This window comes from Cellulomonas sp. P22, assembly GCF_044392165.1.
In genome coordinates, this window is sequence record NZ_JBISBW010000012.1 from 31,003 (window position 1) to 52,829 (window position 21,827).

The following is a 21,827-nucleotide window of genomic DNA, read 5'->3' on the forward strand; positions in this document are numbered from 1 at the left end:
CCTCGACCCCGCGCCCCGCGCTCCCGTGACCCCCAGACCAGGAAGTTGACCGCCGTGCTCCCCAGCTCCACCGACGCCCGCCCCGGGACCGTCGGCACCGACCCGACCGGGGGTCGTCCCGTGGTGCCCGCCCACGGCACCCGGCGTCCGCTCGGGCTCGCCGAGATCGCCCTGACGGACGGCTTCTGGTCGACCCGGCAGCAGACGAACGCGGCTGCGACGCTCGCCCACTGCGAGCAGTGGATGGAGCAGCTCGGCTGGGTCGCGAGCTTCGACCGCGTCGCGGACGGGACGATCGGCCCCGACCGTCCCGGCTGGGCGTTCGCGGACTCGGAGGTCTACAAGCTGCTCGAGGCCCTCGCGTGGGAGCACGGCCGCACGGGCTCGACCGTGGAGGAGGACGCGTTCGTCCGGCTCGGCGCGCGGGTGGCCGCCGCGCAGGACCCGGACGGGTACCTCAACACGTGCTTCGGGCACGGGGCGCAGGCCGCGCGCTACTCCGACCTGGAGATGGGCCACGAGCTCTACAACACCGGGCACCTGCTGCAGGCCGCGGTCGCCCGGGTGCGCACCGTCGGGGTCGACGCGTTCGTCGAGGTCGCGCGCCGCGCCGCCGACCACGTGTGCCGCGAGTTCGGGCCCGGGGGGCGCGAGGCGATCTGCGGGCACCCCGAGATCGAGGTCGGGCTCACCGAGCTCGGCCGGGCGCTCGACGAGCCGCGCTACCTCGCGCAGGCCGCGCTGTTCGTCGAGCGGCGCGGTCGGGGGCTGCTGGGTCCCGTGGCGTTCGGGCCGGCGTACTTCCAGGACGACGTGCCCGTGCGCGAGGCCACCGTGTGGCGTGGTCACGCCGTGCGGGCGCTGTACCTGGCGGCCGCCGCGGTCGACGTGGCCGTCGACACCGACGACGCCGAGCTGCTCGCGGCGGTCGAACGGCAGTGGACCACCACCGTCGCGCGCCGCACCTACCTCACGGGCGGCATGGGCTCGCACCACCAGGACGAGGGCTTCGGCGAGGACTGGGTGCTGCCGCCCGACCGCGCCTACTGCGAGACCTGCGCCGGGATCGCGTCGAACATGGTCTCGTGGCGGCTGTTCCTGGCCACCGGCGACGTGCGGTACGCCGACCTCATGGAGCGCACGTTCTACAACGTGGTGGCCACGTCACCGCGCGCCGACGGCCAGGCCTTCTTCTACGCCAACCCACTCCACCAGCGCACCGCCGCGCACGACGCGGTGGACGGCGAGGTCAACCCGCGCGCCGAGGGTGGCCAGCGCGCCCCCTGGTTCGACGTCTCGTGCTGCCCCACGAACGTGGCCCGCACGCTCGCGACCTGGCAGTCGTACGCGGCGGTCGCCGAGCCCGACGGGCTCACGCTGCTGCAGTACGCGTCGGGCACCGTGCACGTCGAGCTGCCTGGGGCAGGTCCGTGCGGGGGAGAGGTGCTCGGGCTCGACGTCACCACGACCTACCCCGACGCGGGCACCGTGACCGTTCGGGTGACCGCGGCCCCTGAGCGGGCGGTGCGGCTGCGGCTGCGCGTGCCCGACTGGGCCGACGGCGCCGTCCTCGAAGAGGGCGGTCACGAACGGCCCATCGAGCCGGGCTTCGCCGAGGTCGCACGCCGCCTGGTGGTCGGCGAGGAGCTGCGGCTCGAGCTGCCCATGGCCGCGCGGCTGACCTGGCCCGACGAGCGGATCGACGCGGTGCGCGGCTGCGTGGCCGTCGAGCGCGGACCCCTCGTGCTGTGCGTCGAGTCGACCGACCTGCCGGGCGTCGACCTCGACACCCTGCGGATCGACCCCTCGGTCGCGCCGCGGGCCCACGGCGACGGCGCGGTCGTGAGCGGACGGCTCGTCGACCCGGCGCCCGCCACCGGGTCGCTGCCCTACGCCACGGCCCCCGGGCACCCGGCACGGAACGAGGACGTCGAGATCACCCTGGTGCCGTACCACCGCTGGGCCGAGCGCGGCGCCTCGACCATGCGCGTCTGGCTGCCCCGTACTTAGGGTGGGCTGGTCTTGGATGAAGAACAAGGCCGGCGATGAATCATGGGCGACTCATTCGCCCTCCGCTGTGCCGGTGGCTCAGATATGATTCATCAATGGACAACCGCGTAGATGAATCATCTGTGACGCAGCGGTTCTACCGAGCGCGGGATACCACCAGCCTCGGACGCGCAGTTCAGGGCGCGCGGACCGCCCGCCGCTACACCCAGGACGAGCTCGCCAGCATGATCGACTCGTCCCGCCCCACCATCTCCCGACTCGAACGAGGGGCCGCCGCCACTTCGACCGATACCCTCCTGGACGCCCTCGCGGCGTGCGGGTACGAGCTCGTCGTCGTCCCCCGCGGGGCTCGCATCACGGTGACCTCATGACCCGCGTCCTGCACGTGTGGCTGCGAGGTCGGCACCTCGCGGAGCTCGAACAGCTCCGCAACGGGCGCCTGCGCATGCGGTACGACGACAGCGCGCTGGACACCTACGGCATCGGCGCCAAGCCGCTGTCGCTGTCGCTGCCCCTGACGGACAGGCGCGTCCAGGGAGACCACCTCGAACGGTTCCTCGACAACCTCTTGCCTGAAGGCGCGGTGCGCGGGGCCCTGGAGCGGCAGCACGCCATCCGACCGGGGGACGCGTTCGCGCTGCTGAGCCAGATCGGCCACGAGTGCGCGGGCGCCATCCAGCTCACCACCGAGGCGGAACCACCTGGCGACGGAACGCTCTTCGACCTGTCCTCCGCCGAGGTGGACCGGGTCGTGGCCCAGCTCCCGACGCTGGAACCGCCCGAGGGGCAGGTCGTGTCAGCGTCGCTCGGTGGTGTTCAGGCGAAGGTGCTGCTCACCAAGACCGCTCACGGGTGGGCGTGGCCGGGAGATGGTGCGATGTCTACCCACATCATCAAGCCGGAACCAGTCACCGACGTCGCCGTGCGCGACCTCGTCCGCTGGGAAGAGTGGGCGCTGCGCCTGGCTCGCGGCGCGGGCCTGCCAGCTGCGAACGCCGAGCTCGCGGACTTCGACGGGCGCCTCGCCCTCGTCGTCGAGCGGTACGACCGTGCCGACGGCGCGCGCCTCCACCAGGAGGACCTCACCCAGGCGCTCGGTGTCTCCGCGCGGGACAAGTACGAGTCCTCCCCAGACGACAGGCGGCTACGGCGGATCGCGCGAGAGGCCGGAGCGGAGTCCCTGACCCCCGCCGGGTTCGTCGCTGACGAGCTCGCACAGGTGACGTTCAACCTCATCGTCGGCAACGGGGACGCGCACTCCAAGAACTACTCGATGATGATCGACGAGACCGCGACGTTCTCCATGGCGCCTCTGTACGACGTCGCGCCGGTGTACCTGCTCAACTCGGTCTTCCAGGGCTTCGGGCACCACCTCGACGAGCAGGCGCGCCTGCGGTACCTCACCGGCGGGCACCTGCTCCGTGAGGCGAGCACCTGGGGAGTGCCGGACATGATCGTGACCGACGTGATCGAGACCGTCGCCTCCCGTGTTCGCGACATCGTGGAGGGCTGCGACGCCGACGGGATCGACGTCGCCCCTTTGGCCCATGAGATCAGGGCGCGAGCGGGTGCGATCCTCGACCTCCTGACCTGAGTCGCCAGCCCTTGACCCAGCCAGACCTTCGTCGTGACGCCGCTCACCAGGACGGTGCCGCCGCTCATCGTGAGGAGCCGTTGACCGCTACGAGGACGTCGGTTTCCGCCCGCGGCTCAGCATCGACACGAGAGGCTGGGTAGAAGTCGGACTTGCCGGAGGGGTGCGGAGGGTGTCGTGCAACACGAGAAAACAGGTCAACGGGACGCCGTGGGGGTCGCTCGCGCCATGACCGACCTGCCGGCCGCCATGGTCGAGATGATCGTTCAGTTCTTCGGTCGCGGGCCTCAGCCCTCGTACGGCAAGGCGTTCGAGATCATCGAGAGAGACCCCTACCGGCGCGTGCGAGAGCGATTCAACGCGGACTGGGGTGCCTACGACTTCACGGACCACAACAGCGACGTGGCCAGCGTCGTCAACCTCCCGGGACACCCTCGGCGCCTAGCGGTACGGCTGTCGATCGTCGGGTCCTACGCCTACGTGAACGACTACGGCGGGCGAGCGGTCGACGACCCGGAGATCGCCGGGACACTCGCGGCGGAAGGGTTCCTGGTCCTCCCGCGAGAGCTGCTCATGCGTCCCGTCCCCCTCTGGGAGCCCGAGTTCCCGGTCACGGTGTGGGAGCTCCTGTTCCAGTTCGACGAGGAGCCACCGTGGGAGGCGCTGGCCCGGTTCGCCGACGACGAGACCGGCACGACAGGCACGGGTCCCGCCTGATCGGCAGCGGAGATCGGCCCGGTCTGGCACGGTCCGTCGTGGCCAAACGGCCAGCCGCAGCGCCCTGTTCCCGCTAGTTTGTCGGCAGGAAAGCCAGCGCTCGTCGGCCGGTGCGCGGACGTGCGTCCAGACTGCACCGGGGAGCGACCGAAACATGCTGGCTGTCGACGTTCGCGGGATCGCACGGACATTTGAGGGGCGGCGTGACCGCTCGACGGTCCGGGCGCTGGGCGGCGTCGACCTGTCCGTCGAGCAGGGGTCCGTCCACGGGCTCCTCGGACCCAACGGCGCCGGGAAGACCACCCTCGTCAAGATCCTGTCGACGGTCCTGCTGCCCACCAGCGGCACCGCCCGCGTGCTGGGCATGGACGTCGTCGAGGACGTGCGCGAGGTGCGGCGGCACGTGGGCGTCGTCCTCGGCGGTGAGCGCGGCCTGTACACCCGCGTCACCGCACGACGGAACATGCACTTCTGGGGCGCCCTCTACGGGCTCGGCAACCGGACCACCCGCGAACGGACCGAACGGCTGCTGGACATGGTGGGCTTGACCGCGCGCGCGGACCAGCCGGTCGAGACGTTCTCACGGGGCATGAAGCAGCGGCTGCACCTCGCGCGGGGACTGATCCACGAGCCGAAGGTGCTCTTCCTTGACGAGCCGACGACGGGCATGGACCCGGTCGCCGCACACGAGTTCCGTGATCTGGTGCGCGCCCTGCAGGGCGAGGGCAGGTCCGTCCTGATCACCACGCACGACATGGCCGAGGCCGAGGCCCTCTGCTCGCGGGTCACGCTGATCGACAAGGGCGAGGTGATCCTCGACGGCGACCGGCAGGACGTCGCGCGTGCGCTCGGGACGACAGAGTGCGTGGAGTTCACCTGCGCGGACCCGGCGGTCGTGGCAGCGCTGCGGGAGCAGCCGTTCGTCGCCTCGGTGGAGCCGGCCCCCGACGCGGCCGACGGATGGCAGGCGTTCCCGCACGAGGACGCCACGGCGAGCACCATGCGGTGGCTCATCGACCGCGACGTGCTCTCCGCGCGCCAGGCGACACCGTCCCTCGAGTCGGTCTACCTGCGTGTCGTCGGCCCGCGTGGGATGGTCCTGTGAGCGCCCTGCGCCAGGTCGGGGCTGGTCTGCGGCTCCAGCTCGCGATCAGCCGGCGCAGCCCGGCCCAGTTCCTGGTCCTGGTCACCGCCCCGCTGTTCACGGTCATCTTCCTGTCCCTCGCCGTGCACTACGACAACCCGGATCAGGTGACCAACGCCGTGATCGGCCCCGGGCTGATCGGCCTCTGGGCCATCTCGCTCGACGTCGCGTCCTCGATCCTCGCCGAAGACCGCTGGTACGGCCGCCTCGAGCTGCTCGTGGGCGCCCCGGGGTCGCTCGAGCTGGTCGTCGCGGGCCGCATCGTCGCGGTCGCGCTCGCGGGGAGCCTGGCCTTCCTGGAGTCCTGGCTCGTCGCCACGTGGGGCTTCGGGCTCCGGATCCACATCGCGCAGCCCGGCGTCGCGGTGGCCGCGCTGGTCGCCACGACGGTCGCGACCGCGTGCACCGCGACGATGCTCGCGGCGCTGTTCATGGTCTCGCGCACGGTGCACGTGTTCCAGAACTCGATGAGCTACCCGGTCTACATCCTGGGCGGGGTCGTCGTCCCGGTCTCTGCGCTCCCCGGATGGCTCGGACCGGTGAGCGACGTGATCTTCCTGTCCTGGAGCGCTGACCTGCTGCGCGACGCCGTGGACGGCGTCGCTGGCGACGTGGGGTGGCGGCTGCTCGCCATCCTCGGGCTCGGCGGCGCGGCTCTCGGTGCGGCGACCCTCCTCATGCGCGCGGTCCAGGACCGCCTGCGCCGCACGGCGACGGCGGCCTTCGGATGAGCGCGCCGCCCATCGCGTCCCGAGGCGCGGCCCGCGAGCTGGTGCGCGAGACCATCGCCTTCGCGTGGGCGGACATGCGTGCCATCCACACGTGGAAGACCTACACGTTCGGCTGGCTGACCCGTCTGCTGCTCCAGGTGGTCTTCTTCGCCCTGGCCGCCGGCTTCGCTGGCCGGGAGTCGGCCCTCCAGTACTCGCTGGTCGGCAACGCCGTGGCCCTGGGCACGCTCGAAGGCATGATCATCGTGACGATGATGGTGCAGGAACGCATGTCGGGGACGCTGCCCCTCCTCGCGATCGCACCGACCAGTCACGTGCCGGTGTACCTCGGACGTGGCGTGCAGTGGCTGGCCAGCGGCATGGTCTCGTCGACGCTCGCCTTCGTCCTGCTCCCGCCCCTGGCAGGCGTCCCGCTCCCGTGGCCGCGTGCCGCGGCGGCGCTCCCGATCATCGCCGTCGTCTGCGTGGCCAGCTACTCCTTCGGGTGCGTCCTGGCGAGCGTCGCCCTGCGGCACGTCGGCATGACCTGGGTCATCCTCAACCTGGGGTACCTGCCGATCATGGCGTTCTGCGGCGTGAACGTGCCCTCGACCTTCTGGCCGCCCGTCGTCCGAGCGATCTCCGAGGTGCTCCCTCTGACGCACGGCCTGCGTGGCGTGCGGGGTGTCGTGGCGGGCGCACCCGTCGGCACCGTGCTCGTCGACGTCGCCCTGGAGGTGCTCGTGGGCGCGCTCTGGATGGCCGTCGCCGTCCTGTCCATCCGGCGCGTGGTCACCCGGGGCGTCGCCGACGGGACGCTCGACCTCGGCGCATGACCCTCGAACCTAGAGGTCGGCCGACGCCCAGGCCAGGCCCGCCGAGCGCTGCCCCGGAGCAGCGTCGTGCGGATCCAGCGCAGGCGCCCACGCCTGCCGCAGCTCGACGACGTGAGGCAGGCGTGAGTCCCATGGTGGCGAGGCGCGCCCGCGTCATCAAGACCGCCCTCCTCGTCCCGTTCGCGCTCGTGTGTGCAGGTGCTCCAGTTGCCGCCGAAGGGGATGTCGTCGTCGCCTCCACGGCTCAGATCGCCGCAGTAGATGACGCGCTGCGCTCGTACCTCCTGGTGAGCGACGAGGTGTGGACGGGTCCACCCGATGCGTCGCAAGAGGGTGCGGGATCGGGGGCCGGGTGGACCGAGTGGCACTCCCTCAACAGCCGGGTCCGGGACGCGATGGCCGACGTGGGAGCCCCTGTCGTGTCGGCGACGTCCACGGCCGACGTCATCGTCGTGACCCCACGCGGGGACCGGGCCCTGACCGTCCGTGCTGAGATCAGCACGGTCTTCGCCTACGGCACCGCCGGGTCCGACGGCTCACCCAGCGGCGTCTGGACCGACGAGCACGAGCTGGTCGTGGACGTCTCCGGGGCGACGCCGGTCGTGCTGACCGACCGTGTGGTCGATCCGCCCGCCGACGACACCCCGGGGACGCCCTCCGGCGACGCGCCCGTCCCGTCCTCCGCCGACAGGTGAGGGCGGCGTCGCCCGCCCCAGGACGGCGGTGGCTCAGCGACCGGGACGTCCGCCGCCGCCCATCGGGCCGCCACCGCCCATGCCCGGCGTGACCTCGCCGGCGGTCCCGGTGGCCGCGACGGTGGCGCCGCTCGGGTCGCCCGACGCCGCGAGCGGGCCCGTGCCCGGCTCGGTGACCGAGCCGCCGACGGCCGCCCGGTAGGTGTCGCCCGCGACGACGTCGGCCGAGGAGTAGACGACCGAGGAGAACGCCTTGGTCGACTCGAACGTCGCGATCGCGTCGCCGTCGGCGTCCAGCACGTGCACGACAGTCCCGGCGGGCTGCGTCTGGTTGAACGTGAGCCCGACGAAGGACTGCGAGGACGACGCGGAGGGCGTCTGCGCCATGCCCGAGGCCCCGACGGCGACGAGCTCGCCGCCCGAGATGTCGAACGTCCCGTCGTAGTCGAGGGACGCGTTGCCGTTGTTGGTGGGGCCGCTGACCACCACCGTGCCGCCGCTCATCGTGAGCGAGCCGTTCACGTCGAGGCCGTCGCCGTCCGCGTCGACCACGATCGTGCCGCCCGTGATGGTCAGGGTGGCGGTGCCGACCTCGCCGCCACCCTGGCCCGGGTCGCCACCCGGCGCCGGGCCGTCGCCCCCCTGGTCCTCGGCCGCGTCGTCGGTCGACTCGGCGGCGTTGATGCCGTCGTCGCTCGCCACGACGGAGACGTCACCGCCGGCGAGCGTGATCGCAGCGGCCTCGAGCCCTTCGTACGAGCGGGTCACCTCGACCGTGCCGTCGCTGATCTGCAGGGCGTTGTCGGCGTGGATGCCGTCGTCGCCCGCGGCGAGCGTCAGGTCACCGCCGTGCACCGAGACGACCCCGTTCGAGTGCACAGTGTCGTCGGGGGAGTCGACCATCACCTGGCCGCCGCCGATCACCACGCTCACGTCACCCACGAGCCCCTTGGGGGACGCGTCGGCGGCGAGGGTCGCGGTGCTGCCGCCACCCGCGACGACTGTGAGGGTGCCGTCGGCGACGAGCACGTCGGTCGCGGCGGCCACGCCGTCGTCGCCCGAGGTCACGTCGACGTCGCCGTCGGCGAGGTAGACGTAGCCGAGCGCCGCGTCGTCGGCGTTGTCGGACTTCAGGGCGTCGCCGCCCGCGTCGACGTCGATCGTCCCGCCCGTCACGACGAGGTAGTCCTTGCCGCGGATGCCGTCGTCGACGGCCGTGACTGTGATCGTCCCGGAGTCGATGACCAGGCCGTCCTTGCCGGTGATGCCGTCGTTCGCGTTGCCCTCGACGTCGAGCGAACCGGTGCCCGTGATCGTCAGGTCGGCCGTGCTGTACAGGGCCGCGTTGGGCTCGTCGGTCTCGGCGTCCGGGTAGACGTACGTCGCCGCGTCGGACAGGTGGTTCGTGGACCCGTCGGCGAGCACCACCACGGCCTCGTCGGCGTCCATGATCTGCAGGGGCGAGGTGGTCGACGACGAGATGTCCGCGCCGTCGAGCACGACGCGCACCACGCCGTCGGCCGCGCTGTCGACCACGACCTGGCCGTCGCCGAGCGTGCCCGTCACGCGGTAGGTGCCGGGGGCGGTGATCGTCACCGTCGACCCGTCGACCTCCACCCCGTCGCCGTCGAGGCTCGCGCCGGATCCCGTGAGGGTGATCGCGACCTCGTCGGACTCGTCCCACCCGGCCTCGGTCGCGTGGGGCTGGGTGTTGGCGGCGAGGGCCTCCTCGACGGTGATGTCGGCGTCGGCCGCGGCGACGGCGCTGGACGTGCCCTCGCCGGTCGTGGACGTGCCCGAGTCGTCGGCGGACGAGCAGCCCGCGAGGACGGCGGCGAGGACCGCAGCGGGTGCCAGGTAGGTCAGGGTCGAGCGTCGCATCATGTGCTCCAGGGGGTCGGGGATCAGGCGGCGGGGGCGACGTACCGGTCGAGGACCCGGCGCCAGGGCGTCGACGGCAGCTCGGGGTGCAGGGCTGCCATCCCGGTGCCGTACTTCGAGATCCGCACCGGGCGGAACCCGTGGCTCCACAGCAGGCGGTCGGTCGAGGACGGGGTCGAGCCCGTCTTGGTCTCGATCACCGCGAACCCGCTCAGCGGGAGCTCGTCGCCCGTCGCGACGTCGGTCCACACCAGGTCGGTGTCGATCGTGGTGCGGCTGTTCGTGCACGGCAGGTGGATCGTGGTGCGGCGGTAGCGGCTGACGAGCGTGGGGGCGAGGTCGGACTCGCTCGGGTACGCCACCTCGGCGTCGTCGAGCACGTCCTCGGTGAACTGGCGGGAGTCGGCCGTGAGCCGGTCGCGGTCACGCGGCTCGTGCGGGTGCCGGTTCTTGACCGTCGTGCCCCGCGGGCCGCGCGTCTTGACCTCGACCCAGCACTGCGCCGAGTCGACGTACGTGCGGGTGCGGACCTTGAACCGGCGCCGCCGGCGCCGCGCCGCGCCGAGGTAACTCGTGAGCTCCGGGGTGTCGAAGTACACCGACTCGTACGCGAAGTCCCGCTCGCCGCCGATCTCGAGCACGCGGGCACCCGGCTCGAGGCCCGGCAGCAGCCGCTCGAGCGCGTCGAGCGGCACCACGTACTTACGGTCGACCCGGGTCTGCAGCGACGCGAGGGTGTCGAGCTCGGCGAGGCCCACCGGGCGCAGCAGGTCGAGGGTGGCGCTCGCGACGGTGGTCATCGGGCCACCTCGCCCCAGCCGGGGGTGCCGACGAGGGCCGGTGTGGTGGCCTGCCCGGCGGGCAGCTCGAACCGCACGTCGACGGTCGTGGTGTCGTTGACGAGGTCGACGCGCTGCACGCTCACGCCGTGCACGCGGGCGCCCAGCAGCTGCTCGAGGTGCGCGACCAGCGCGGCCTCGTCGGTGAACGCCGCGTCGAGCACCACGAGCTGGTGGCGGTAGCGGCGCAGCACCCGGGGGCTGTCGGCCACGGCGATCACGAGCACGATGAGCGCCGTGAGCGCGACCCCCAGCGGGATCGAGGCGCCCGAGAGCCCTCCGATGAGACCGAGCGCGAGCGCCGAGAAGTAGTACGCGACCTCGTGCTGGCTCAGCTCTGTCGATCGGAGCCGGATGATCGACAGCACGCCGAACAGGCCGAGCCCGAGCCCCGCACCCACCGCGCTCTGGGCCAGCGCCCCGGCGACCGCCAGGACACCCACGTTGACGCCCAGGTAGGCGACCACGAGGTCACGGCGGCGGTGGCGCGGGAAGTACAGCCCGAAGGCGAGGATGCTGATGGCGATCAGGTCGACCGCGTACAGGACGTACTGCGACATGTGGGGCCCTCCGAGGGTCTCTTTCGGCGATGCTCCATTGAGCGACGGGCCTCTGTGGAGCCCCTGTGAGGACGCTTTGGGTAGGGTGCGGATCCGGTGTCACGACCGCCTTCGCCGGACCAACGTCCTCCCGCGACGGAGTCGCTGACCCGCAGGCTTGGCCGCGGGCACCGTCGCCCGCCCGGGACGTCATCGGAGGACCCATCGTGCGCACTGCCGAGATCGACGCTTTTGGCCCGTGGATCAGTGAGGTGACCACGCCTGACGAGGTGCCCGCCCTCTTCCGTGGCCACCCGGTCGACCTCACCAGCGCGCTCCGGGTGCTCAAGGTCCCGCGCGTGATCGACCGTCGCGACGTGGTCCCCGGCATGGACCTGTACGACCACCTCCTCGTGGTCACCCCGGACGACCTGACGGTGCTCAGCAGGACCCCGGGCGGCACGACCCGCCGTGTCGTGGCCCACCGTGACGTGTGCGCGATCGAGCACGGCACCGACCTGCTCGAGGGGTGGCTCACGCTCCACGACGCGACCAGCCCGGTGCCGCTGCGCGTCGCCTACAACGGGTCCTCGCGCGAGACCGTCGAGGATCTCGTCCAGCTCGTGCGCGCGCGGCACCTCGCTGCCCGTCCCGACGCCGTCAGATGGGCCGACGTCCCCGACGGCCTGGCGACCCCCGGGCTGCGTGACCTCGGCGAGGCCGACATCGCGCTGGTCGGCGCCGTGCTGACGTTGCTCGAGTCCGAGTACGGCACCCGTCTGCTGGCGACCCACGGGCGCGTGCCGGTCGCGCCGCTGAGCGCACCGGCCCGCCTGGTGCGACTGGTCCGCCCGATGGTGCTGCACGCCGCGGCCGTGTGCGCCACCGAGCGCGAGCTGCTCGTGGTGCACCGCCGTCACGCCGTGGCTCGCACGAGCCATCCCGAGCACTCGCTCGCGACGACAGTGGTGCCCCTCGGGCAGATCGAGTCGATCGCTGCGGGCGACGACGCCCGGGAGGCCGACGTGCGGGTCGTCACGATCCGGTGCGGGGAGGCGGCGATCGAGATCCGGGTGCCGCGCGGGGCGCCGACCGAGCACGCGCTGCTCGACGCCGCGGGCGGGGTCGGCGCGTCGGGCTCGTCGAGCTGCGGCATCAGCTGACGGCACGCGCAGCGTGGGGCCGGGACCGTGTCCCGACCCCACGCTGTGCGGCTGTCGTCAGGCCTTGAGGAAGCTCAGGAGCGCCTCGTTGACCTCGTCGGCGTGCGTGAGCAGCAGGCCGTGCGGTGCGCCCTCGATCTCGACGTACTCGGCCTGCGGCACCCGGGCGTGGAACGGTCGCGCGGTGGCGTCGATCGGCAGGATCCGGTCGGCGGTGCCGTGCAGGATGAGCGCGGGCACGTCGATGGCGTCGACGTCGGCGCGGAAGTCGGTGAGCCACGTCGGGACCACCGCGTACGCGGCGGAGGGCTCGGAGCCGATGGCCGTGGTCCAGGCGGCGCGCAGCGCGGCCTCGCTGAGCCGGTTGCCGAGCGTCTCGTCGGTGTTGAAGAAGTCGGCGAAGAAGTTCTCGAACCAGGCGTACCGGTCGGCCGTCGCGGCGGCGCTGATGCCGTCGAAGACCTCCTGCGGGACGCCGGTGGGGTTGTCGTCGGCCTGCAGCAGGTACGGCTGGAGCGAGGCCAGGAACGCGGCCTTGGCGATGCGCTCCGAGCCGTAGGTGCCGAGGTAGCGGGCGACCTCGCCCGATCCCATCGAGAAGCCGACGAGGACCGCGTCGTGCAGGTCGAGCGCCTCCAGGAGGGTGTTCAGGTCGGCCGCGAACGTGTCGTAGTCGTAGCCGGTCCGGACCTTGCTCGAGCGGCCGAACCCGCGACGGTCGTACGTGATGACGCGGTGGCCGGCGTCCAGGAGCGCGGTGGTCTGCTTCTCCCACGAGGCGCCGTCGAGCGGGTAGCCGTGGATCAGGACGACCGGCTGCCCGGTCCCGTGGTCCTCGTAGTAGAGCTCGATGGCGGTGGAGTTCTCGGTGCCGACGGTGAGGTGTGCCATGGACGTTCTCCTTCGAGAGGGGCCGGGGCGGATGCACCGACGTTTTCCTTGCGAACAACTACATCGTGCACGATGTAAGTGGGAACGTCAACCCCGGGCGATGACATCGTGCACGATGTCATCGTGGCATCGGCCTGCAAGGCGTAGACTCGGAGGCATGAACGAGACGGTCGACAGCCCTCCCACCCCGGACGCCGACGCCCTCGCGCGGTTCCTCTGCTTCGACCTCTACGCCGCATCCCGGGCCATCACCGGGGTGTACCGGCACCTGCTCGACCCGCTCGGGCTCACCTATCCCCAGTACCTCGTGCTGGTGGTGCTGTGGCAGCGCGAGAGCGCGACGGTCCGCGAGGTCATCGAGGCGCTCCAGCTCGACTACGGCACGGTGTCGCCGCTGCTCAAGCGGCTCGAGGCCCGGGGCCTGGTCGAGCGTCGCCGCCGGCCCGAGGACGAGCGTTCGGTCGACGTGACGCTGACCGACGCGGGCCGCGCGCTCCAGCACGAGGCCGCGGGTTTCGCCCAGGTCGTGACAGCGGCCCTCGGCCTCGACGAGCAGGACTCCGAGCAGTTCCGCCGGATGCTCGGCCGGGTGCGGACGTCGGCCGCGAGCGAGGCGCGTCGGCTGTCCGGGGCGAGCAGCGAGCCGGTGGCCGGTTCGCCGGCATCCACCCGGGACGACTGAGCAGCTTCCCGTCAGGGTTGCGTCAAGGCGGTGGGGGAGACCGCTAAGGAGTCGTCAACGTCGGGCTGCGGGGGCCTCACCCGGGCATAGGACGGTCCTGTGCGCAGGTGCGCACCGGTCCGTCGCGTCACGCGGACCGCCCGACTCCCGAAGGTGCTCCGTCATGGCCGATCTGGCCTTCCTCGCGCTCACGGTGGCGTTCTTCGCCGCCGTCGCGCTTGTCGCACGCACGCTGGACCACCCGTGACCGGGGCCGACTGGGTCGCCCTCGTGGTCACGGCCGCCCTGCTCGTCTACCTGTTCGTCGCCCTGGTCCGCCCGGACACGACCCGATGAGCGCGACGTGGGCCGCCCTCGGCCAGATCGCGCTGCTGGTGGCGCTGCTCGCCGCCGTGCACGTGCCGCTCGGTGCGTACATGGCGCGCGTCTTCACCTCCCCCCGGCACCTGCGGGTCGAGCGGGCCGGGTACCGCCTCGCGCGGGTCGACCCCGACGCCGACCAGCGATGGAGCACGTACCTGCTCTCGCTGCTCGGCTTCTCGCTCGCGTCGGTGCTGCTCCTGTTCGGCCTCGCGCGGCTGCAGAACCACCTGCCGCTGTCGCTCGGGATGTCGCCCATGGACCCCGCCGGGGCCTGGAACACCGCCGTCTCGTTCGTGACGAACACGAACTGGCAGTGGTACTCGGGTGAGCAGGCCGCGGGGCACCTGCTGCAGATGGCGGGCCTCGTGGTGCAGAACTTCGTCTCGGCCGCGGTGGGCATCGCCGTGGTCGTCGCCCTGATCCGCGGGTTCGCTCGCTCGGGCGCCGATGGTCGCGTCGGCAACTTCTGGTCCGACCTGATGCGCTCGACCGTGCGCATCCTGCTGCCGATCGCCGTGATCGGGGCGGTGCTGCTCGTCGTGACGGGCGTGATCCAGAACCTGGCGGGCCCGACCGAGGTCACCACGCTCGCGGGCGGCACGCAGAGCGTGCTCGGGGGGCCGGTGGCCTCGCAGGAGTCCATCAAGCTCCTGGGCACCAACGGCGGCGGGTTCTTCAACGCGAACTCCGCCCACCCGTTCGAGAACCCGACCCCGATCAGCAACCTGTTCCAGATCTTCCTGATCCTGCTGATCCCTTCCGCGCTGCCGCGCACCTTCGGGATCATGGTCGGCGACAAGCGCCAGGGCCACGCGATCCTCGGGGCGATGGCCACGCTGTGGGTCGCCGCCGTGGGGCTGCTGACGTGGGCCGAGATGGCCGCGCCGGGCGCCGTGCCGCAGCTCGTGGGTGCCGCGTCGGAGGGCAAGGAGACCCGCTTCGGTGCCGCGGGCAGCGCGCTGTTCGCCGCGGCCACGACCGGGACGTCCACCGGCGCCGTCAACGCGATGCACGACTCGCTGACCGCGCCGGGCGGCGGCGTCACGATCTTCAACATGATGCTCGGCGAGGTCGCCCCGGGCGGCGTCGGCTCCGGGCTCTACGGGATGCTCGTGCTCGCGATCGTCGCTGTCTTCGTCGCGGGGCTCATGGTCGGGCGCACTCCCGAGTACCTGGGCAAGAAGATCGGCCGCCAGGAGATCACCCTCGTCGCGCTCTACGTGCTCGCCGTCCCTGCGATCGTGCTGCTCGGCACGGCGGTGGCCATCGCGACGACCGCGGGGCAGGCCGGGATGCAGGAGGCGGGTTCGCACGGGCTCTCCGAGGTGCTGTACGCGTTCACGTCGGCCGGGAACAACAACGGCAGCGCGTTCGCGGGCCTGACCGTCTCGACGCCCTTCTACAACACGCTGCTCGGCCTGGCGATGCTCCTCGGTCGCTTCGTGCCGATCGCTCTCGTGCTGGCCCTCGCCGGCCGGTTCGCGGGCCAGCAGACCGTTCCCGCCGGCTCGGGCACGCTCCCGACGCACCGGCCGCTGTTCGTCGGTCTCCTGGTCGCGGTGACGCTCGTCGTCGTCGGCCTGACCTTCATCCCCGTCCTCGCCCTCGGCCCGATCGCCGAGTCCCTCTCATGAAGGACACAGTCATGCACCCGACCCTGGTGGACCCCGTGGGCCCGTCGGTCGACCCTGAACCCATGAAGCCCCTCGGCGCGCCTCGCCCGGCAGGCACCCGGCGCGCGCTGAGCGGTCGCCAGCTGCTCGAGGCGCTGCCCTCGGCGCTGCGCAAGCTCGACCCCCGCGAGCTGTACCACTCGCCGGTGCTGTTCGTCGTCGAGATCGGGGCGGTCGCGTCGACCGTGCTCACTGTGCTCGACCCGACCCTGTTCGCGGTCTCGGTGACGTTGTGGCTGTGGTTCACGGTCGTGTTCGCGACCCTGGCCGAGGCCGTCGCGGAGAGCCGCGGCAAGGCGCAGGCGGCGAGCCTGCGGGCGACCCAGGCGCAGACCACGGCCCGACGGGTGATCTCGCCGCAGGACGCGGTGGGTGGCCGGGTGCTGTCCGACCTGCCCACCGCCCCGGTGGCGTCCTCGACGCTGGCCGTCGGGGACGTGGTCGTGGTCGTCGCGGGGGAGACCATCCCGGGCGACGGCGACGTGGTCGAGGGCATCGCGAGCGTCGACGAGTCGGCGATCACGGGCGAGTCGGCCCCGGTGATCCGCGAGTCGGGCGGTGACCGGTCGGCCGTCACGGGTGGCACCGTGGTGCTCTCCGACCGCATCGTCGTGCGGATCACCGCGCCCGCCGGGCACACGTTCGTGGACCGGATGATCGCGCTCGTCGAGGGCAGCGAGCGTCAGCGCACCCCCAACGAGGTCGCCCTCAACGTGCTGCTCACGTCCCTGACCATCATCTTCGTGCTGGCCGTGGCCACGCTCCAGCCGTTCGCCGTGTACTCGGGGGCCCGGCAGTCGCTCATCGTGCTGGTGGCGCTGCTCGTCTGCCTGATCCCGACCACGATCGGCGCGCTGCTCTCGGCCATCGGCATCGCCGGCATGGACCGGCTCGTGCAGCGCAACGTGCTCGCGATGTCGGGCCGCGCGGTCGAGGCCGCGGGTGACGTGGACGTGCTGCTGCTCGACAAGACGGGCACCATCACGCTCGGCAACCGCCAGGCCTCCGAGCTGGTGCCCGTCGACGGCGTCGACCTGGCCGAGCTGGCCGACGCCGCGCAGCTGTCCTCGATGGCCGACGAGACGCCCGAGGGCCGCAGCGTCCTGGTGCTCGTCAAGGACCAGCTGGGCATGCGGGCACGGGAGGACGGCGAGCTCGTGGGCGCCGAGCTCGTGCCGTTCACGGCCCGCACCCGGATGAGCGGGCTCGACCTGCCGGGTCCGGACGGAGTGCGTCGCATCCGCAAGGGCGCCGCCGGAGCCGTGAGCGGCTGGGTGCGCTCGACCGGCGGCGGCACGGGCGCGCAGACCGCGCAGCTCGTCGACGCGATCAGCTCCTCGGGCGGCACGCCGCTCGTGGTGGCCGAGCAGATCGGTGACGGACCGGCCCGCGTGCTCGGGGTCATCCACCTCAAGGACGTGGTCAAGCACGGCCTGCGCGAGCGGTTCGACGAGCTGCGCGCGATGGGCATCCGCACCGTGATGGTCACGGGCGACAACGCCGTGACGGCCCGCGCGATCGCGCTCGAGGCCGGCGTCGACGACGTGCTCGCCGAGGCCACCCCCGAGGACAAGCTCGCGCTCATCCGCCGCGAGCAGGCCGGTGGCCGCCTGGTGGCGATGGCGGGGGACGGCACGAACGACGCCCCCGCGCTCGCGCAGGCCGATGTCGGGGTCGCGATGAACACCGGCACGAGCGCGGCGAAGGAAGCCGGGAACATGGTCGACCTCGACTCCAACCCGACCAAGCTCATCGAGATCGTGCAGATCGGCAAGCAGCTGCTCATCACCCGGGGCGCGCTGACCACGTTCTCGATCGCCAACGACGTCGCGAAGTACTTCGCGATCCTGCCCGCGATGTTCTTGGTGGTCTTCCCGCAGCTCGAGGTGCTCAACGTGATGCACCTGTCGAGCCCCGAGTCGGCGATCCTCTCGGCCGTCATCTTCAACGCGCTCGTGATCGTCGCGCTCATCCCGCTCGCGCTGCGCGGCGTGCGGTACCGGCCGGCGAGCGCGGCCGTGATGCTGCGCCGCAACCTGCTCGTCTACGGCGTCGGCGGCCTGATCGCCCCGTTCGTCGGCATCAAGCTCATCGACCTGATCGTCTCCCTCATCCCCGGGATCAGCTGACATGACCACGCCCCGCACCGCGACCCCCGTCGCACCGCACCCCCGCCCCCACACCCCCCGCTCGGCCGGGGCCACGCTCGTGGCCCTGACCCGGCAGACCTGGGCCGGGCTGCGCGTCCTGCTCCTGCTCACGCTCGTGCTCGGCTTCGCCTACCCGCTCGCCGTGACGGGGGTCGCCCAGCTCGCGTTCCCCTGGCAGGCCAACGGGTCGCTCGTGGACGCCGAGGGGACCCACGTGAACGAACCCGACCAGGCGATCGGCTCGCTGCTGATCGGCCAGACGTTCGAGGGGGACGAGTGGTTCCACCCGCGCCCGTCGGCCGGCGGGTACGACACCCTCGCCTCGGGCGGCTCGAACCTCGGGCCCACCGACCCGGGCCTGCTCGCCACGGTGAGCGAGCGCCGTGCCGAGGTGGCCGCGCAGGACGGCGTCGACCCCGCGTCGGTGCCGCCGGACGCGCTCACCGCCTCGGGCTCGGGGCTCGACCCCGACATCTCGCCGGCCTACGCCCGCCAGCAGGTCGAGCGCGTCGCGCAGGCCCGCGGGCTGTCCGCCGCGGAGGTCGCCGCGCTCGTGGACCGCACCACGCAGGGCCGTGACCTGGGTGTTCTCGGCGAGCCGCGGGTCGACGTGCTCGAGCTGAACGTCGCGCTGACCACAATGGGGTCGTGAGCACTTTCGCGCCCGGCGCGGCAGGACCGGCAGGCGACCTCGCGTCGTCGGCCGGTCCTGCCGCGCACGCGGGCAACCCCGGCCGTGGTGGACGTCTGACTGTCTACCTCGGTGCGGCCCCGGGCGTCGGCAAGACGTACGCGATGCTCGACGAGGCGCACCGGCGTGCGTCGCGCGGCACGGACGTGGTGGTCGGGCTCGTCGAGACGCATGGGCGGGCGGCCACGGCCGCGCTGCTCGACGGGCTCGAGGTCGTGCCGCGGCAGACCGTCACCTACCGCGACCAGGAGTTCGGCGAGCTCGACGTGGACGCCGTGCTGAAGCGCGCGCCGCAGGTCGTGCTCGTCGACGAGCTCGCGCACACCAACGTGCCCGGCGTCGAGCACGCCAAGCGCTGGCAGGACGTGCACGACCTGCTCGACGCGGGGATCGACGTGGTCACCACCGTGAACGTGCAGCACCTCGAGTCGCTCAACGACGTGGTCGAGGCCATCACCGGGGTCCGGCAGCGCGAGACCGTGCCCGATCACGTGGTGCGCGACGCCGACCAGGTGCAGCTCGTGGACCTCTCGCCGCAGGCGCTGCGCCGCCGGCTCGCGCACGGCAACGTGTACCGGGCCGAGCAGATCGACGCATCGCTGTCGTCCTACTTCCGGGTCGGCAACCTCACCGCGCTGCGCGAGGTCGCGCTGCTCTGGCTCGCCGACCGGGTCGACGACGCGCTCACCACCTACCGCCGCGACCACAGCATCGAGGAGCCGTGGCCGGCGCGTGAACGGGTCGTCGTGGCGGTCACGGGGGGGCCCGAGGGGGAGACGCTCATCCGCCGCGGAGCCCGCATCACGCAACGCTCGGCGGGCTCCGAGCTGCTCGCTGTGCACGTGCTGCCCACCGACGGCCTGCCCGGTGCAGCACCCGGCGCGATCGCGGCCCAGCGCGAGCTCGTCGAACAGCTCGGCGGCGCGTTCCACACCGTGGTCGGCGAGGACGTGGCCACGGCCGTGGTCGACTTCGCGCGCGGCGTCAACGCCACGATGATCGTGGTCGGGGTCTCGCGCCGCAGCCGCTGGCGTGAGGCGCTCTCGGAGAGCAACGGCGTCGAGATCGCCCGCCTCGCCGAGAACATCGACGTGCACCTCATGACCCACGAGAAGGCCCGTGCCGGGCGGGGCCCCGAGCACCGCAGCGCGCTGCTGTCGCGGCGGCGCACGATCGGCGGCTGGGTGCTCGCCGCGCTCGGACCCGTCGCCCTGACCCTGCTGCTCCACACGGTCGGTGGTGGCGTCGACCTGTCGACCGAGCTCGTGCTGTTCCTCGCCCTGACGGTCGCGGTCGCGCTCGTCGGCGGTCTGTGGCCCGCGGTGTCGAGCGCCCTGATCGGGTTCTTCGCGCTCAACTTCTACTTCACCCCGCCCACCGGCCGGTTCACGGTCTCGTCGCCCGAGAACGCGCTCGCGCTCGTCGTCTTCGTGCTCGTCGCGGCGGCCGTCGCCTCGGTCGTCGACCTCGCGGCACGGCGCACCGGGCAGGCGTTCCGGGCCCGCGCGGAGGCGTCGGCGCTCGCGGCGGTGTCCCGGTCGGTGCTCTCGGGGCAGGACTCGGCCCAGGCGCTCGTCGAGCGGCTGCGGGAGACCTTCCTGCTCGAGTCCGTGGCCCTGCTCGAGCGGGTGCCCGGCGGTGAGCGGGGCCGCAAGGAGTGGCGGGCGCTCGCGACCGACGGTCCGGCCCCGGCCCTGGCGCCCGACGACGCGCAGACCGTGGTCGCGATCGACGACACGCGCGTGCTCGCGCTACGGGGCCGGGTGCTGCCCGCGAGCGACCGGCGCGTGCTCGACGCGTTCGCCTCGCAGGCAGGCGCCGTGCTCGAGCACCGGCGCCTGCGCCAGGAGGCCGACCGGGTGCACGCGCTGCAGCAGGCCGACGCCGCCCGCTCGGCCCTGCTGGGTGCGGTGTCGCACGACCTGCGCACCCCCCTCGCGACGATCCGCACCGCCGTCGACGGCCTCACGTCGCCCGACGTGCGGCTCGACGCGGAGGACACGGCCGCGCTGGTGGGGGCCCTGGGCACCTCGACGGCCCGGCTCGAACGGCTCATCGACAACCTGCTCGACCTGTCGCGGCTGCAGACGGGCAGCGTGCGACCCGCGCTGCGCCCCACGAGCCTCGACGAGGTGGTGCCGCTCGCGCTCGAAGGTCTCGACCCGGGGCACGTCGAGCTCGACGTGCCCGAGGACCTGCCGCTCGTGAGCACCGACCCGGGCCTGCTCGAACGGGTCGTCGCGAACGTCGTGGGCAACGCGGCCCGGCACGCGCCGCCCGGCACCCGGGTGCGGCTGGCCGGCTCGGCGACGCGCCGCACGGTCGAGCTGCGGGTGATCGACACCGGGGCCGGGCTCTCGGACGAGCTCAAGGACCAGATGTTCGAACCGTTCCAGCGGCTGGGAGACAGCTCGCCGGGCGGGCTGGGTCTGGGGCTGGCCGTCGCGCAGGGCCTGGCCGAGGCGGTGGGCGCCGAGCTCACGGCCGAGGACACCCCGGGCGGTGGCCTGACCATGGTGCTGACGGTGCCGCGTGCCGAGGAGGGCTCATGAGCGGGTCGAGGGTGCTCGTGGTGGACGACGAGCCGGGCCTGGTGCGCGCGCTCGCCATCAACCTGCGTGCGCACGGCTGGGAGGTCGCGACCGGCGCCGACGGCGCACAGGCCCTCGACCTCGCGGCGTCCTGGCATCCCGACGTGGTGCTGCTCGACCTCGGGCTGCCCGACATCCCCGGGCTCGACGTCATCGCGGGCATCCGCGGCTGGAGCCGGGTGCCGATCGTGGTGCTCTCGGCCCGGCAGCACGGCGAGGACAAGGTCGATGCCCTCGACGCCGGCGCCGACGACTACGTCACCAAGCCGTTCGCCATGAACGAGCTGCTCGCCCGGCTGCGGGCCGCGGTGCGCCGCGCCGCACCCGGCGACGCCACCGAGGCTGTCGTCGTCGCGGGCGACCTCGAGATCGACCTGGCCCGACGGCGCGTGCTGCGTGCAGGCACCGAGGTGCGGCTCAGCCCCACCGAGTGGGCGATCGTCGAGGTGCTCGTGCGCAACCGCGGCCGCCTCGTGTCCCGCGAGCAGCTGCTGCGCGAGGTCTGGGGCCCGGCCTACACGTCCGAAACCGGGTACCTGCGCGTCTACACCGCGCAGCTCCGCCGCAAGCTCGAGGTCGACCCGTCCAACCCGCGCCACCTGCTGACCCAGCCGGGCATGGGGTACGTGTTCGAGGTGTGAGCGCGCGCCGCGCCCGA

The 21,827-nt window shown here is 72.6% G+C and carries 20 protein-coding genes; 16 read left to right on the forward strand and 4 right to left on the reverse strand.

Going from position 1 to position 21,827, the window contains the following annotated elements; translation table 11 throughout:
- Positions 1-54 precede the first annotated feature (54 nt).
- The 8 genes from ACGIF2_RS13875 to ACGIF2_RS13910 all read left to right on the forward strand — a co-directional run bounded on the left by ACGIF2_RS13875 (position 55) and on the right by ACGIF2_RS13910 (position 7,706).
- Positions 55-2,010 (forward strand): glycoside hydrolase family 127 protein, encoded by a 1,956-nt coding sequence (locus ACGIF2_RS13875; RefSeq protein ID WP_396047583.1) that lies wholly within the window; start codon positions 55-57, stop codon positions 2,008-2,010.
- Positions 2,011-2,105: 95 nt separating this feature from the next.
- Complete coding sequence (locus ACGIF2_RS13880) at positions 2,106-2,381, forward strand: helix-turn-helix transcriptional regulator (RefSeq protein ID WP_396047585.1); 276 nt, start codon at positions 2,106-2,108, stop codon at positions 2,379-2,381.
- Positions 2,378-3,604, forward strand: coding sequence for a type II toxin-antitoxin system HipA family toxin (locus ACGIF2_RS13885; protein WP_396047587.1), 1,227 nt, complete (start codon positions 2,378-2,380; stop codon positions 3,602-3,604). Before ACGIF2_RS13880 ends, ACGIF2_RS13885 begins: the two co-directional genes overlap by 4 nt.
- Positions 3,605-3,832: 228 nt before the next feature.
- A complete protein-coding gene (locus ACGIF2_RS13890) occupies positions 3,833-4,321 on the forward strand; it encodes a hypothetical protein (RefSeq protein ID WP_396047589.1) in 489 nt (162 codons plus the stop codon).
- A gap of 154 nt (positions 4,322-4,475) precedes the next feature.
- Complete coding sequence (locus tag ACGIF2_RS13895) at positions 4,476-5,426, forward strand: ABC transporter ATP-binding protein (protein ID WP_396047591.1); 951 nt, start codon at positions 4,476-4,478, stop codon at positions 5,424-5,426.
- Positions 5,423-6,196 carry an ABC transporter permease gene (locus tag ACGIF2_RS13900; RefSeq protein ID WP_396047593.1) on the forward strand — a complete coding sequence of 258 codons (774 nt, stop codon included), beginning with the start codon at positions 5,423-5,425 and terminating at the stop codon, positions 6,194-6,196. The genes ACGIF2_RS13895 and ACGIF2_RS13900 overlap by 4 nt, the downstream gene beginning before the upstream one ends.
- Positions 6,193-7,011 carry an ABC transporter permease gene (locus tag ACGIF2_RS13905; RefSeq protein ID WP_396047595.1) on the forward strand — a complete coding sequence of 273 codons (819 nt, stop codon included), beginning with the start codon at positions 6,193-6,195 and terminating at the stop codon, positions 7,009-7,011. Before ACGIF2_RS13900 ends, ACGIF2_RS13905 begins: the two co-directional genes overlap by 4 nt.
- 131 nt (positions 7,012-7,142) lie before the next feature.
- A complete protein-coding gene (locus tag ACGIF2_RS13910; RefSeq protein WP_396047597.1) occupies positions 7,143-7,706 on the forward strand; it encodes a hypothetical protein in 564 nt (187 codons plus the stop codon).
- Between the two features lie 33 nt (positions 7,707-7,739).
- Here the strand turns inward: ACGIF2_RS13910 and ACGIF2_RS13915 are convergent, their stop codons facing one another.
- The 3 genes from ACGIF2_RS13915 to ACGIF2_RS13925 are packed head-to-tail and all read right to left on the reverse strand — an operon-like array spanning position 7,740 to position 10,986.
- A complete protein-coding gene (locus ACGIF2_RS13915) occupies positions 7,740-9,587 on the reverse strand; it encodes a carbohydrate-binding domain-containing protein (RefSeq protein ID WP_396047599.1) in 1,848 nt (615 codons plus the stop codon).
- Positions 9,588-9,610: 23 nt separating this feature from the next.
- Positions 9,611-10,387 (reverse strand): polyphosphate polymerase domain-containing protein, encoded by a 777-nt coding sequence (locus ACGIF2_RS13920; RefSeq protein ID WP_396047602.1) that lies wholly within the window; start codon positions 10,385-10,387, stop codon positions 9,611-9,613.
- Positions 10,384-10,986, reverse strand: a complete 603-nt coding sequence (locus ACGIF2_RS13925) for a DUF4956 domain-containing protein (RefSeq protein ID WP_396047604.1) — start codon at positions 10,984-10,986, stop codon at positions 10,384-10,386. The genes ACGIF2_RS13920 and ACGIF2_RS13925 overlap by 4 nt, the downstream gene beginning before the upstream one ends.
- 251 nt (positions 10,987-11,237) lie before the next feature.
- On the opposite strand from ACGIF2_RS13925, the gene ACGIF2_RS13930 reads away from it, so the two are divergent.
- Complete coding sequence (locus ACGIF2_RS13930; RefSeq protein WP_396047606.1) at positions 11,238-12,128, forward strand: hypothetical protein; 891 nt, start codon at positions 11,238-11,240, stop codon at positions 12,126-12,128.
- A 57-nt stretch (positions 12,129-12,185) separates the two neighbouring features.
- On the opposite strand, the gene ACGIF2_RS13935 is transcribed toward ACGIF2_RS13930, so the two are convergent.
- Entirely contained in the window at positions 12,186-13,019 is an 834-nt protein-coding gene (locus tag ACGIF2_RS13935) for an alpha/beta fold hydrolase (protein WP_396047608.1), read from the reverse strand.
- Positions 13,020-13,176: 157 nt separating this feature from the next.
- On the opposite strand from ACGIF2_RS13935, the gene ACGIF2_RS13940 reads away from it, so the two are divergent.
- The 7 genes from ACGIF2_RS13940 to ACGIF2_RS13970 all read left to right on the forward strand — a co-directional run bounded on the left by ACGIF2_RS13940 (position 13,177) and on the right by ACGIF2_RS13970 (position 21,810).
- Positions 13,177-13,701 carry a MarR family winged helix-turn-helix transcriptional regulator gene (locus ACGIF2_RS13940; RefSeq protein ID WP_396047610.1) on the forward strand — a complete coding sequence of 175 codons (525 nt, stop codon included), beginning with the start codon at positions 13,177-13,179 and terminating at the stop codon, positions 13,699-13,701.
- Positions 13,702-13,944: 243 nt separating this feature from the next.
- A complete protein-coding gene (kdpF, locus tag ACGIF2_RS13945) occupies positions 13,945-14,037 on the forward strand; it encodes a K(+)-transporting ATPase subunit F (protein ID WP_396047613.1) in 93 nt (30 codons plus the stop codon).
- Positions 14,034-15,698 carry a potassium-transporting ATPase subunit KdpA gene (gene kdpA / locus ACGIF2_RS13950; protein WP_396047615.1) on the forward strand — a complete coding sequence of 555 codons (1,665 nt, stop codon included), beginning with the start codon at positions 14,034-14,036 and terminating at the stop codon, positions 15,696-15,698. Before kdpF ends, kdpA begins: the two co-directional genes overlap by 4 nt.
- 62 nt (positions 15,699-15,760) lie before the next feature.
- Positions 15,761-17,866, forward strand: a complete 2,106-nt coding sequence (gene kdpB / locus ACGIF2_RS13955; protein WP_396047751.1) for a potassium-transporting ATPase subunit KdpB — start codon at positions 15,761-15,763, stop codon at positions 17,864-17,866.
- 1 nt (position 17,867) lies between these two features.
- Positions 17,868-18,539, forward strand: coding sequence for a potassium-transporting ATPase subunit KdpC (kdpC, locus tag ACGIF2_RS13960; RefSeq protein ID WP_396047617.1), 672 nt, complete (start codon positions 17,868-17,870; stop codon positions 18,537-18,539).
- A 95-nt stretch (positions 18,540-18,634) separates the two neighbouring features.
- Complete coding sequence (locus ACGIF2_RS13965) at positions 18,635-21,130, forward strand: DUF4118 domain-containing protein (RefSeq protein ID WP_396047753.1); 2,496 nt, start codon at positions 18,635-18,637, stop codon at positions 21,128-21,130.
- On the forward strand, positions 21,127-21,810 hold the full coding sequence (locus tag ACGIF2_RS13970; protein ID WP_396047619.1) for a response regulator: 684 nt from the start codon (positions 21,127-21,129) through the stop codon (positions 21,808-21,810). The genes ACGIF2_RS13965 and ACGIF2_RS13970 overlap by 4 nt, the downstream gene beginning before the upstream one ends.
- Positions 21,811-21,827 lie beyond the last annotated feature (17 nt).